At 45.7% G+C, this 12,905-nt stretch carries 12 protein-coding genes; 4 read left to right on the forward strand and 8 right to left on the reverse strand.

Annotated elements, in window-relative coordinates; all coding sequences use genetic code 11:
- Positions 1–143: 143 nt before the first annotated feature.
- From ppa to C2740_RS06240, 3 genes are all read left to right on the forward strand, one after another.
- Positions 144–680: an inorganic diphosphatase gene (gene ppa, locus C2740_RS06230; RefSeq protein WP_215292378.1), complete on the forward strand. Its 537-nt coding sequence runs from the start codon at positions 144–146 to the stop codon at positions 678–680.
- A gap of 40 nt (positions 681–720) precedes the next feature.
- A complete protein-coding gene (locus tag C2740_RS06235) occupies positions 721–2,340 on the forward strand; it encodes an NAD+ synthase (protein WP_215292380.1) in 1,620 nt (539 codons plus the stop codon).
- A 72-nt stretch (positions 2,341–2,412) separates the two neighbouring features.
- On the forward strand, positions 2,413–2,751 hold the full coding sequence (locus tag C2740_RS06240; protein WP_215292382.1) for a P-II family nitrogen regulator: 339 nt from the start codon (positions 2,413–2,415) through the stop codon (positions 2,749–2,751).
- A 25-nt stretch (positions 2,752–2,776) separates the two neighbouring features.
- On the opposite strand, the gene C2740_RS06245 is transcribed toward C2740_RS06240, so the two are convergent.
- Positions 2,777–3,766: a helix-turn-helix transcriptional regulator gene (locus C2740_RS06245; protein ID WP_215292384.1), complete on the reverse strand. Its 990-nt coding sequence runs from the start codon at positions 3,764–3,766 to the stop codon at positions 2,777–2,779.
- Between the two features lie 78 nt (positions 3,767–3,844).
- The gene (locus tag C2740_RS06250) at positions 3,845–4,474 is read right to left on the reverse strand and encodes a response regulator transcription factor (RefSeq protein ID WP_215292386.1); all 630 of its coding nucleotides are present in this window, start codon (positions 4,472–4,474) and stop codon (positions 3,845–3,847) included.
- Positions 4,475–4,701: 227 nt separating this feature from the next.
- Here C2740_RS06250 and ilvD point away from each other — a divergent pair, with 227 nt between their 5' ends.
- Entirely contained in the window at positions 4,702–6,393 is a 1,692-nt protein-coding gene (gene ilvD, locus C2740_RS06255; protein ID WP_215292388.1) for a dihydroxy-acid dehydratase, read from the forward strand.
- A 71-nt stretch (positions 6,394–6,464) separates the two neighbouring features.
- Here ilvD and C2740_RS06260 read toward each other — a convergent pair whose 3' ends face one another.
- The 6 genes from C2740_RS06260 to C2740_RS06285 form a co-directional block, all read right to left on the reverse strand.
- A complete protein-coding gene (locus tag C2740_RS06260; protein ID WP_215292390.1) occupies positions 6,465–6,941 on the reverse strand; it encodes a copper chaperone PCu(A)C in 477 nt (158 codons plus the stop codon).
- Between the two features lie 44 nt (positions 6,942–6,985).
- A complete protein-coding gene (locus tag C2740_RS06265; protein WP_215292392.1) occupies positions 6,986–7,462 on the reverse strand; it encodes a TlpA disulfide reductase family protein in 477 nt (158 codons plus the stop codon).
- The gene (locus C2740_RS06270; protein ID WP_215292393.1) at positions 7,462–8,646 is read right to left on the reverse strand and encodes a sialidase family protein; all 1,185 of its coding nucleotides are present in this window, start codon (positions 8,644–8,646) and stop codon (positions 7,462–7,464) included. Before C2740_RS06270 ends, C2740_RS06265 begins: the two co-directional genes overlap by 1 nt.
- A gap of 56 nt (positions 8,647–8,702) precedes the next feature.
- Positions 8,703–10,850 carry a TonB-dependent receptor gene (locus C2740_RS06275; RefSeq protein ID WP_215292395.1) on the reverse strand — a complete coding sequence of 716 codons (2,148 nt, stop codon included), beginning with the start codon at positions 10,848–10,850 and terminating at the stop codon, positions 8,703–8,705.
- A gap of 72 nt (positions 10,851–10,922) precedes the next feature.
- A complete protein-coding gene (locus C2740_RS06280) occupies positions 10,923–11,294 on the reverse strand; it encodes a DUF2946 family protein (RefSeq protein WP_215292397.1) in 372 nt (123 codons plus the stop codon).
- A 95-nt stretch (positions 11,295–11,389) separates the two neighbouring features.
- Entirely contained in the window at positions 11,390–12,886 is a 1,497-nt protein-coding gene (locus C2740_RS06285) for a tripartite tricarboxylate transporter permease (RefSeq protein WP_215292398.1), read from the reverse strand.
- Positions 12,887–12,905 lie beyond the last annotated feature (19 nt).

A 12,905-nucleotide genomic window follows, 5' to 3' on the forward strand; every position in this document is an offset into this window, starting at 1 on the left:
GTTTTGTATATCTAGCGCTTAGTTCGACCAGGTTTTAGAAAGCTTTAAACTAGGGTCTTTAAGCTGTATCAGTATGTAGCAGAATCACCCCTACGCCTCCTTGCCGGCATCAGGGTATTTACTAATCACTATTCGGAGTATTTATGAGTCTCGACAACGTCAAGCCAGGCAAAAAGATCCCTGAGAGCTTCAACGTCATTATTGAAATCCCAATGAACGCGGATCCAATTAAATATGAAGTAGACAAGGAAAGTGGCGCAATTTTCGTTGACCGTTTTATGGGTACTGCAATGCACTATCCATGCAACTATGGTTACATCAACAAAACCATCGCTGGTGACGGCGATCCTGTTGACGTTCTCGTCATTACTCCATTTCCACTAATCCCTGGTGTAGTTGTCAGTTGCCGCGCTATTGGTGTTTTGCAAATGGAAGATGAAGGTGGGCAAGACGCTAAATTATTAGCAGTGCCAGAAGATAAAATTTTACCAATTTACACACACTGGCAGAAACCAGAAGATATCAACCCATTGCGTTTAAACCAAATCCAACACTTCTTCGAGCACTACAAAGATCTCGAGCCAGGCAAGTGGGTCAAGGTTAAAGGCTGGGGCGGGGTTGCAGATGCCCATGCAGAAATTATGGAAGGCATCGAGCGCTACAACAAAGAGTCAAAATAATTCTTAACCTTCCTTATTAGTAAAGGCTTTGTGAACCGGAGTGAGCGCACAAAAAATTGCCCTAGCCCAAATGAACCCCTTACTAGGTGATCTGGCTGGTAACGCGCAACTGATTCACAAAGCCGCCCTGGATGCCTTTAAGCAAGGCGCCAAACTCGTAGTTACTCCTGAGCTTTCACTCACCGGCTACCCCCCTGAAGATTTGTTACTCCGCCCCGCTTTCATTCAAGCGGCGCAGCAGCAGCTAGATCTCTTAATGAAAGAGTTGGCACAATACCCCGACCTTACCGTAGTGGTGGGTCATCCAAAACAAACTTCAATCGGTCTGCAAAACTTTGCGTCGGTCTTACAAAATGGCAAAGTCATTGCAGGCTATGCCAAACAAGAATTACCCAACCATGAAGTATTTGATGAAGTTCGCTATTTTGTTCCTGGCAATCAAGCTTGTGTATTTGAATGCGCAGGAATTCGTTACGGCTTAATCTTGTGTGAGGATGCATGGCATGCTGGCCCTGCCAAACAAGCCCATGCAGCTGGCGCGCAAGTATTACTGGTCCCAAATGCTTCGCCTTATCACCTGAAAAAAGAAACTCTTCGCATCGAAGTATTACGTGGGCATATTGCGCAAACCAAAATGCCGTTGGTCTATGTCAATGCCGTTGGCGGTCAAGATGAGTTGGTCTTTGATGGTGGATCATTTGCACTAAATAGCCAAGGTGAAGTGCTCATGGCGATGCCTCAGTTTGAGATTGGCCTGGGTATTGTTGATGTCAGTCCCTCTGGCCAGTTAGAAAAAGGTTTTATCAGCCCACCCCAAAGTGTTGAAGCGCAAGCCTATCAAGCATTGGTTCTGGGGGTACGTGACTACGTCACCAAGAACCATTTTCCGGGAGTCATTATTGGTCTATCTGGTGGCGTAGATTCCGCTTTGGTATTAGCCATTGCAGTTGATGCCCTGGGTGCGGATAAAGTCCGTGCCGTCATGATGGCTTCACGCTATACAGCAGACATTTCCTGGATTGATGCCCAGGAATTAGCCAACAATTTAGGCGTGCAATACGACGAGATTCCCATTAGCGGTCCAGTAGATGCTCTCGAAGAAGCTTTGGCAGCCCAGTTCGAGGGTTTGAAAGTCGATGCTACTGAAGAAAATATTCAAGCGCGCGTGCGGGGCACCCTCCTCATGGCGCTCTCCAATAAAACTGGCCGCTTGGTTTTAACCACCGGCAATAAAAGTGAGATGGCGGTTGGCTATTGCACGCTGTATGGCGATATGGCTGGCGGCTTTGCAGTCATCAAAGATATTGCCAAGACTTTAGTCTATCGACTGTGCGAATACCGCAATACCATTCAACAAGTTATTCCGGAACGCATTCTCACTCGCGCACCTTCTGCCGAATTGCGCCCCGACCAAACAGACCAAGATAGCCTGCCCTCTTACAAAGTGTTAGATGGCATCGTAGAGCGGTACATGGAACAGAACCAATCCATAGCCCAAATCATTGCCGCCGGCTTCGATCCCGAGAGTGTCGAAAAGGTCACCCGCCTCATCAAATTAAATGAATATAAGCGTCGCCAAGCACCTCCAGGGGTTCGCGTAACCACCCGCGCTTTTGGTCGCGACTGGCGCTACCCAATTACCTCGCAATTTAGGGCCTAATCATTGCTATAGAGGGTTGTTTTTGACGATATCCTTGAGTTCTAGGTATGATTACTGCATTAGGGGGAATAAATGAAATTAATCACATCAATCATTAAACCGTTCAAGCTAGACGAAGTTCGAGAAGCTTTGGCAGAAGTAGGTGTTACCGGCCTCACCGTCACTGAAGTGAAGGGCTTTGGACGCCAAAAGGGTCACACCGAACTCTATCGTGGCGCCGAATACGTCGTGGACTTCTTGCCTAAAGTAAAAGTCGAAGCAGTCGTGCCTGGCGATCGCGTTGAAGTTGCAATCGAAGCCATTACCAAAGCTGCGCGCACTGGAAAAATTGGTGATGGAAAGATTTTTGTGACCGCAGTTGAACAGGTCATCCGCATTCGCACAGGCGAAACTAACGAATCTGCAGTTTGATTGTTGTTTTAGCTAATACAGATTCTCAGCGCATCTGAGAATCTGCTGGAGGTCCAGGCTGACTGATTTCAGCCGCCTCCAAAATAATTGTTTTGCCAGCAGGATCTGAACGTACTTTTCCACCCTGGAAATACAAATCCACTTGATTCAAACCAAATGTGAGCACCTTAAGAGGTGGCTTGCCACGGATACTTGCCCCAACACCAGGCTCTAGGGTTTTATTTTGACTTTTACCGCTTGCATCAATCACGCAAACAGTTTGCGCTGTTTTTGATTGAACATACACCATATCACCGGCCTTTTTAGGAGCCTCAGGCTTGTAGGTCAGCGCCGCCATATCGGCTACTGGACACTCGGTAGAAATTGCCGCAGGAAGCGCAAGCTCTGCTACTACCGGGGCTGCTGCTAGAGTTGGCACCATAGGCTTGGCCTCTTCTGGAGGCGCATTAGCTTGAGGGGCTTCTTCTACCGCTTCCACCAACACAAGCTCTTCTTTGGGCGGCTCAGGAAAAAATACTGGGCGTAAGTTCACCATAGAGAATGCTAAGGCCGCTCCAATACCCAATAAAACAAAGAGCTTCTTTTTTGGATTGCTTTGTATAAGCGCTTTACCGCTTTCAAGATGTTTCAGCGGATTAGGGATTTTAATGGCTTCTTTTGGCGCTTCTTTGTCTTGCTGTGGCTTGGGAGTTTTTTCTGGCGCAGATGATTTTTCTAGATTCTCAGTTGCCTGCTCCACTGATTTTTCTGGAATATTTTTTACTGGTGAAGCTTGCTCCCCAAAATCAAAAGCATCTTCTATATTTAGTTTAAGTAGACGGGCAACTTTTTTGGCCGCAGTGACTTTGACTTGAGGGCTATAAAAAGTATTTGTCTCGCCATTTTCAATCTGCTGTATTTGGCGGACAGAGAGACATGCCATGCCAGATAACTCTTTTGTGCTCAAACCAAGACCTTCTCTAGCCTTGATAAAAGCTTCTTTGCGAATCTCCGGTAACTTTGCTGAATTATTCACGACTGATCGTCTGTCTCTTAAGTAAATAATAAAACTGATACTAATCCCAAAATGTTACGGGAATAATTGGCTATGAGGCTAATGGTTTAAGGGGTGATTCTCAAGATCTGACTCAAGGTACTTTTTTACCAAAGTTTGCACTGAGTCAGCATGCATCTTATCCATGATTCGCGCTTTGTGCACCTTAATTGTGGCGTCAGTTGTGCCCAATACAACAGCAATGTCTTTATTGAGAAGTCCCTTAACTAACCAGCCACAGACTTCACGCTCTCTCGGTGTAAGGCTTACGTAGTACCTTCTAGTCTCCACATCCAAGGAAATACGCTTTAGCTGGCGACTATCAAAATCCACCCCATCGGCTACGGCCTTGAGCAACTCCTCTAAATTGAAGGGTTTAAATAGAAAATCTACTGCCCCCTTCTTTAGGCCTTGCACAATTTGATGGGGGTGACTTTGGCCGCTGACAAAGACAATCGGCGTTTTGCGACCTAATTTAAGCAGCCTTTCTTGGAGATCTAACCCAGTGATGTCAGGCATTTGCATATCCAGAAGAATGACTGCTGGCGAGACTGGGACAGACTTTTCCAAAAAAACACTGGCTGAAGCGTAATCCTCAACCAAATATCCCAGTTCACGAAGCATTCTCGCTAGGGAGATACGCATCGATTCATCATCATCAATTAAGTAGATATGGCCGACTTTAGTCATTGAATCCAAAGGGGAAAGTCATGATTTGCCTAATTTACAGGAGTAAGTTAAACCAGGCTATTAGCTTAGTAGCTAATAATGCTGTCAAATATTGATGACTTAAGTGTTTTTTATATTGCATTGCAATATATTTCGATGGTGTTTAAGGCCACACAGAAGCTGAGCCATCATTCAATTCTCACGGCACAATAGAGCCTTTCATCACCAACCTTTTGGAGTAATAAAGCATGAAACGCCTTAATGAACGCTCACGCATGGTCACCGAAGGGGTTGCACGCGCACCCAACCGTTCGATGTATTACGCAATGGGCTACAAAGATAAGGATTTCACAAAGCCAATGGTTGGCGTTGCTAATGGTCATTCCACTATCACCCCTTGTAATAGCGGATTACAAAAATTAGCAGATGCTGCAGTGGATGCTTTGGAAGAGGCAGGCGCAAAAGCGCAAATGTTTGGCACTCCCACCGTTTCTGATGGCATTGGCATGGGCACCGAGGGTATGAAATACTCCCTCGTCTCTCGTGAAGTGATTGCGGACAGTATTGAAGTTTGCGTCAACGGTCTTTGGCAAGATGGCGTTGTTGTCATTGGTGGTTGCGATAAAAATATGCCAGGCGGCATGATGGCAATTGCACGTACCAATGTGCCAGCAATCTATGTCTATGGCGGCACTATCAAGCCTGGCCATTACAAAGGAAAAGATCTCAATATTGTTTCTGCATTCGAGGCGGTTGGGGAATTTACGTCCGGCAGATTAAGTGCCGAAGATTTAAAAGGCGTTGAAGAGCACGCCTGCCCGGGCAGCGGATCATGTGGCGGCATGTATACAGCGAACACCATGAGCTCCTCTTTTGAGGCACTCGGCATGAGTCTGCCTTATTCCTCAACCATGGCTAACGAAGATGCTGAAAAAGTAGCTAGCGCCGCCGAATCAGCCCGTGTATTGGTTGAGGCAATCAAAAATAACTTACGTCCACGCGACATCATTACCAAAAAATCCATTGAGAACGCAGTGAGCGTGATCATGGCAGTAGGCGGCTCTACCAATGCGGTATTGCATTTCTTGGCCATTACCAGTGCAGCAGAGATCGACTGGACCATTGATGACTTTGAGCGTATTCGTCAACGCGTTCCAGTCATTGTGGATATGAAACCATCTGGCACCTATTTAGCAACTGACTTACATCAGGCTGGCGGCATTCCGCAGGTGATGAAGATTTTGTTAGATGGCGGCTTATTACACGGTGATTGCATGACGATCACTGGCAAAACCATTACTGAAACATTGAAAGATATTCCCTCGGTGCCACGAGCTGATCAAAAGGTCATTCGCACTTTAGATAATCCTCTGTACAAGCAAGGTCACCTCGCTATTCTGAAAGGCAATATTTCTCCAGAAGGCTGTGTTGCCAAGATTACTGGCCTCAAAAATCCATCCATCACTGGTCCAGCCCGTGTCTTTGATTCTGAGGATGACGCTATGGCTGCCATCATGGCCCAAAACATCAAGGACGGCGATGTTGTGATCATCCGCTACGAAGGCCCTAAAGGTGGCCCCGGTATGCGTGAGATGCTCGCCCCTACCTCTGCCCTGGTTGGTCAAGGCCTCGGTGAGTCTGTTGGCCTGATCACTGATGGCCGCTTCTCTGGTGGCACTTGGGGCATGGTAGTTGGTCACGTAGCTCCTGAAGCTTATGTTGGCGGCGTCATCGCCCTCATTCATGAAGGTGACTCTGTCACGATCGACGCTCATAAACTCCTCATCCAACTCAATGTGAGTGATGAAGAAATTGCTAAGCGCAAAGCGGCATGGAAACAACCAAAGCCACGTTATACCCGTGGATTGCTTGCTAAATATGCAAGCCTTGCAAGCAGTGCAAGTAAAGGCGCAGTAACCGATTTAAATCTCGATCTGTAAAAGAGTTAGCCGCAAAGAAAAAAGCCCCTAGATTTAGGGGCTTTTTCTTTGCGTCACTGAGCACCTAAAGGTTAGTGTTTTGCATTCTGGCCCATTGCATTCACCGGCATCTTCACCTCGACTTCACCTGCTTTAGCGAACTTCAGCTTCACTGGCACTGTCTCACCAGCGCTTAATGGAGCTTTAATATTCATGAACATGAGATGTAAGCCGCCTGGTTTTAATTCAACAGCGCCACCCGCTGGTACCGCAATGTCTTTCACCTGCCGCATCTTCATCACATTGCCTTCCATTGCCATCTCATGCAATTGCACTTCACCAGCTATTGGTGAGTTCGCTGATAACAATTGGTCGGTAGAGTTACCCTTATTTTCAATCTTCATAAAACCACCAGCTACTTGTTGACCTGGCATCGTAGCGCGCGTATAGGCATTCTCAATTTTGATCGCACTAGTGCGGACAGTTTGTGAAACATTTTGCGCTGAGATATTACCGCTTAAGGCAATACCCATTGCTGCACACATCACCACAAATAATTTTGATTTCATTTCCAAATCCTCCTAGTTATTTTTGATACGCCTATATTCATAATTTAAGCGCCACCATTCAATGCGCTCTGCAGTTTACGAAAATCAATTAATCCACTTTTTCTGGAGGGCTTACCATTTTTATCTATCAAAATAGTAGTCGGGGTCTCACCATGCCATTTTGGATCAATCTCGTAACGTAAGCGCTCATCAAAAGGGCCTGCAACATAGTAATTATTCGCATAATCAAGACCAGCCTTATTAAGCATTTTTTGCATATTTTCAGAAGTTACGTCATCCACCTGAATAAAGATTACTTTTGCGCTTTGATTACCCTTCAGAAAATTTCCCCAGAGCGGCATCTCCTTAACGCACGAAGGACAAGTAACACCCCAAAAATGAATTGCCATTGGCGCACCATTTGCACTCTTCACCAAGCTAGACCAATCACCGCTCTGATATGGCTTCATGACTGCCTTATCTGCAAACGCAAAATTCATTGATCCAATCGCAATGATTAAGGCGAGTACACATTGTTTCATTATTTTTGTCCAACCTTAATCAATTGATACCCATCAATCCTAGTAAGCCAGGATAAAAATACTGTATCACCTTGACTGATCAACAGAGGGTGATCACTATACCCATTTGTTTTAGAAATCATTTGTGGTGTATTCCACGTTTTACCATCATCGGTTGATTGTTTGATGTAAACCAATGAATGCGCGCCATCAAACTCTTTCCACGCTAACCATACCTGCTGACCTAGAGCGAAGAGATAAGGCCTAGAGACATTAGCCCCTTCTGAGCCGATTTTGACAGACTTGGAATAACTGATGCCTTGATTGCTAGAGTTCGCATAAAAGACGCCTGCGCGCTTTGTCCCTTGGGTATACCACGCCACATGGAATTTTCCAGATCCGGATACCGCAATCGATGGGCCTTGATGCGGACAGGCATCCGTCTTCCAGTCATCATCTGCTACCCTACGAATTGGCCCAGCACCTTTAGCGGAAATCACTTGGCTTGCATGGTCCCGAATACCTCCAGGAAATATAGCTCGATACACAATCACCGGCTGATTTTGCGCATCTAAAGCGCCACCAATTCGACAGCATTCGCAACTATTTTCATTAGCAAATTTCTCGGCTTCAAATGTTTTTCCACTATCACTTGAAAATGAGTAGGCAATTGAACCACCCAAGCGTTTGCTACCGCCCGGCTTTGCAGCAGCAACAAGTCGCTTATCAATCCAAGAAATAAAAATGGAGTCATCAGCCCTCATTAGGACCGAGGGAAAGCGCTGACTAGATCCATCTTGAACTAAAGGTTCTGGGGCAGTAAAAGTCTTACCTCCATCAGTTGATCTAGCGGCATTAATCTGGGCATTCCAATTGGCGTCTTTGAAAAAAGCGTAAGCCAAAAAAACATTGTTCTGTTTATCAGCAACAATCTGCGGACGCGCATCACTACCAATATCTAATGACTTACCGTGCTCTGCAATTTTGACAGTCGACGTCAATGTTTTACCTAGATCGGAAGACTGTCCTAGGGATACCACTCCATTTGCTGTCCATGCAAGGAGCAAATTTCCATCATCAGAAAAATATGGGGTAGCTGCATTGGCGCAATCCAATCCAAATCCTTGGCAGGTATTACTTGCCTTATTAGGCATCTTCGAGGATGAATGATCCATTTGGGCTTGAGCACGGCCAAACAGGCCCATTAGGACGACGCCTAATATGGTCAAGCGCGAAAAAGAATGTAAGTGAAATCTCATAGCTAGAAGATGATACGTGCACCAACCGTAATTGTCTGAGGTTGGCCAGCAATATATTGCGAACCCGATCCAAAGGTAATGTAGTTACGATTCAAAAGGTTAACTGCGCTTAAATAAACTGAGGTATTTGTAGTCACCTCATGGTTGACCCTTGCACCCAATACGGCATAGGCCGGAATTGGTAGAGTATGGGCTGTGTCATACCAAGAGTTTCCGACATAACGAACCGAAGCAGTCAAGCTTGTTTTTGAAATTGGATAGTAGGTGATATTTGCACTCCCCATATTTCTGGGTGTTCCGGCAATCTGAACGCCAGTAGGATTCAGTGTTTGATCAATTGCACCATAGGTCGAGGTGAGTACCGCTTTGGTTAGCGTATACCCAAGATCGGCCGCCCATTTTGTGCTCATATCGTAATGTGCTTGCAGCTCTAGACCGGCGCTCCGAAGCGATTGGTCGTTACTATAGGATTTGGCACCAGCACTACATACTGGAGCACAAGTACTGGCAATTTGAGCGCTCGTTAGAGTATAGGTAGCAATTGCGTTGGTAACGCTTGCGTTGTAACCCGTTACCTGAATAAAGCCGGAGCTCCACCGATAGTCGGAACCTAATTCATAGCCAGTCATATTTTCAGGCGAAAGATATGGATTATTCCCAACATAGCTAGATCCCGAACCATAACTACGTATCGTATTGTTGAGGCCTGGCGCATGAAATGCTTGATAGGCAGCAGCCCGAAAATCCAACTCTTTCGTTGCGTTATAAAGCAACCCTAAATTTGGGCTAAATTTTGTTCTTGATTGATCTGGCACAGCCTGATTGATCTGCGAGCTTCCAACAGCTTGCGTGTAATTTATGGGAACCTCACTGTTCCATCTGTCGACCCTAGCAGATAAAGTTGCTTGAAGAGGGGCTGAGGGTAATTTTGATTTAACTTGCCCTAGAACGCCTGCAAAATTTTGGGTGCCCTGTGCAACTACCTGTGAAGTAAGCGCCCCCATTTTGCTTGTTTGGTAATTTGCCGCTCCAGGTGAAGCGTAGTTATTCTGAAAATTAGATGCTGATAACTGCTTCGCATCCACGCTCATGATGAATTGATCAATTACTAGATTTTGAAGATTACTTGTGTATTGGGCAGATCCTCCAAGTTGATAGTAGGGATTATGAAAGGAGGCATTAATATACGGATTAGTAGAGCTCACATTTTGCTGTTGTAATGTCGTATTTTCATAATAACCATTCACTTGAACCTGCTCGCTAGAATTTAGCTTTGTAGTTGTGCCACCCGAAAGAGTCATCTCATTGGTGGATTTTCTGGCAAAACTGTAACCACCCGTAGGTAGATTTGACATTGAATGCAGACCAAGATTGAAAAAGCCATCAGTATCTCGACTTAGCTTTGCTGAACCTTGTAACCTGTAGTTTGCATTTTCCGCACTTTCATTTCCCATTCCTGGTTTAACAGCGCTCGGTGATGATGGAGAGATGGATGCAATATTCTGATAACCCTCAGTGCTAAAGTAGTCCGCAGAAGCTCTTAATTTAAAAGAGTCGTTCAATGCAAATTCATTTGATACTGCTGCAGTGCCTGTTGAGTAAGATCCAATACTGGCTGATGCCTCCCCCTTATTGCCGTCAATAGGCTTGGTTGTGATATTGATTACTCCACCCATGCCCATATTTCCATACAAAGCCGAGACACCACCGCGAATAAATTCAACATCCTGAATGGCTGACATGGGTACTAAATTCCATTGCACAGTTCCATACATAGCATCATTTGCGGGTACCCCATCAATCAAAACTAATGTTCTAGCATTGCCTAATCCACGTACATTAATGCTTTGCCCGGTTGGGTCCTTCTCATAAAAAGGTTGATCATTTAAAAATACACTTGTCTGATTCTTTAAGATCTGGTCGATTGTTTGATCCGGAGCAATCTCTAATTCCTCTTTAGTCAAGATGGTCGTATTCTGAGTCATGTCACGCAGAGTAGTCCCTGATTTTGTCGCAGTAACTACCATGTCAGATAGCTTCTGGTCATAATTAGGCGGTGGCGCTATTTGAGCTTGCACACTAGCATTGATGAGAAATGAGCCGACGAGCATGCTCGCATATACGCTCACATTCTTTTTCTTAAACAACATTAATTTCCCCGCACAAAACACGGCAACTGATTTGTTACCAAATACATAGCTAGGCTATGCCCTAATAATTTCTTAGGCTTGTGCTGGAGGTGCTGCTGATGGCGGTTTTACCCAAACAACGAGTGGTTTGGGAGATTGATAGAAAAGCTGCGGCAGAAATGCAAAGGTTTGCGGTGCCTGAAATTTGAGGTTGGTATTAAATGCAGGAGTAATACTGCTTTGGGCAATACAAAAAGGGCATGGTTGAACTTGCTCCGCAAGGTCTTTGCCATCATCCTGAACATCAATTTGCATTTTGATACCGTCGGCTACGCAAATCTCCATCGAAAAACCTTGCCCATGCTTTGCCAACGATACCGCCTGAGACATTGCAGGTGCCAGCGCACTCATTGCAATTGCAATTGCAGCAATCCAGTGAACGAGGTGGTTTTTGCGGGAATTCATGATGGATAATTTTATCGGATTTTATGATGTGCCATATAAAAAGGGGCTTGCGCCCCTTTTTAATCAGATCAGACTGGCTTTTGACCAGCTAAGCTTTATGCGGCCACCTTCTTCTTACCAATGAACTTGCCTATTAATGGCCAGAACAACAGGAGCAAAGCAACAGATGAAATACCAGCCACTAGATAGTTAGAGAAGAAAACATCTAAGCTACCTTGTGAGATCAACATGGACTGACGGAAGGAGTCTTCTGCGCGGTCACCCAAGACCAAAGCTAAGACCATTGGGGCCATTGGATAGTCAAGTTTCTTAAAGACATAGCCCAGTACGCCAAAGCCCAACATCAACCAAACGTCAAATGTCGCATTGTGAACGGTGTAAGCACCCACGGCACAAATCACAATAATGACTGGTGCAATGATTGAGAATGGGATTCTCAAGATTGAAGCAAACAATGGCACACATGTTAATACTACAAACAAGCCAGCCAAGTTACCTAAATACATACTTGCAATCAAGCCCCAAACAAAGTCTGGCTTCTCTACGAAAAGCAATGGGCCAGGTTGTAGACCCCAGATCAACAAGCCACCGAGCAATACCGCTGCCGTAGGTGAGCCTGGGATACCAAGAGATAACATTGGCAGCAGTGCTGAAGTACCTGCAGCGTGGGCCGCAGTTTCAGGAGCAACAATCCCCTCCATCTCGCCTTTACCAAAGTTCTCACCATTCTTAGAAACGCGCTTTGCAACGCCATAAGCCATAAATGAGGCAGGCGTCGCGCCGCCTGGGGTGATACCCATCCAGCAACCGATTAAGCAGCTACGTAATGAAGTAGCCCAATACTTAGGTAACTTTGCCCAGGTCTCGAGAACCACTTGGCGGCGAATCTTAGCTGCTGCACCATGGAATGCAAGACCTTCTTCCATCGAGAGCAATATCTCACCGATACCAAACAAACCGATAACAGCGATCAAAAAGTCAAAGCCACGCATGAGTTCAGGGTGACCAAATGTCAAACGCAATTGACCAGTAACAGTATCCATGCCGACAGTAGCCAAGGCAAAGCCCAACATCATGGCGGAGATTGTCTTGAACGGCGATCCTTTATTCATGCCCACGAAACTACAGAAGGTTAGCAAGTACACCGAGAAGAACTCAGGTGGCCCAAACTGCAGAGCAAACTTAGCAACCAAAGGCGCCAAGAACGTAATCATCACAATCGCAAAGAATGCGCCAACGAAAGAAGAGGTAAAGGCTGCAGTTAGCGCCTCACCTGCTTTGCCGTTGCGGGCCATTGGGTAACCATCGAAAGTTGTCGCAACTGACCAGGGCTCACCTGGAATATTGAAGAGAACAGATGTAATCGCACCACCAAACAATGCACCCCAGTAAATACAAGAGAGCATGATGATGGCTGATGTTGGTGGCATTGTGAATGTCAATGGCAACAGAATTGCAATGCCGTTGGCACCACCCAATCCTGGTAGTACGCCAATAATCACACCGAGTGTTACACCTACCAGCATCAGCAGCAGGTTAAATGGGGTCATTGCAACAGCAAAGCCGTTGAATAGAGCGCTAATTTCTTCCAACTTGAACTCCTTTTTCTCT

It is taken from the genome of Polynucleobacter sp. MG-5-Ahmo-C2, assembly GCF_018687735.1.
In the GTDB taxonomy this organism is placed as follows: Bacteria; Pseudomonadota; Gammaproteobacteria; order Burkholderiales; family Burkholderiaceae; genus Polynucleobacter.

What these genes read in the sequence shown, in the direction of transcription:
- ppa (WP_215292378.1), top strand. Translation starts at nt 144, where the DNA reads ATGAGTCTCGACAACGTCAAGCCAGGCAAAAAGATCCCTGAGAGCTTC.
- C2740_RS06240 (WP_215292382.1), top strand. Translation starts at nt 2,413, where the DNA reads ATGAAATTAATCACATCAATCATTAAACCGTTCAAGCTAGACGAAGTT.
- C2740_RS06250 (WP_215292386.1), bottom strand. Translation starts at nt 4,474, where the DNA reads ATGACTAAAGTCGGCCATATCTACTTAATTGATGATGATGAATCGATG.
- ilvD (WP_215292388.1), top strand. Translation starts at nt 4,702, where the DNA reads ATGAAACGCCTTAATGAACGCTCACGCATGGTCACCGAAGGGGTTGCA.
- C2740_RS06260 (WP_215292390.1), bottom strand. Translation starts at nt 6,941, where the DNA reads ATGAAATCAAAATTATTTGTGGTGATGTGTGCAGCAATGGGTATTGCC.
- C2740_RS06265 (WP_215292392.1), bottom strand. Translation starts at nt 7,462, where the DNA reads ATGAAACAATGTGTACTCGCCTTAATCATTGCGATTGGATCAATGAAT.
- C2740_RS06270 (WP_215292393.1), bottom strand. Translation starts at nt 8,646, where the DNA reads ATGGGCCTGTTTGGCCGTGCTCAAGCCCAAATGGATCATTCATCCTCG.
- C2740_RS06275 (WP_215292395.1), bottom strand. Translation starts at nt 10,850, where the DNA reads ATGTTGTTTAAGAAAAAGAATGTGAGCGTATATGCGAGCATGCTCGTC.
- C2740_RS06280 (WP_215292397.1), bottom strand. Translation starts at nt 11,294, where the DNA reads ATGAATTCCCGCAAAAACCACCTCGTTCACTGGATTGCTGCAATTGCA.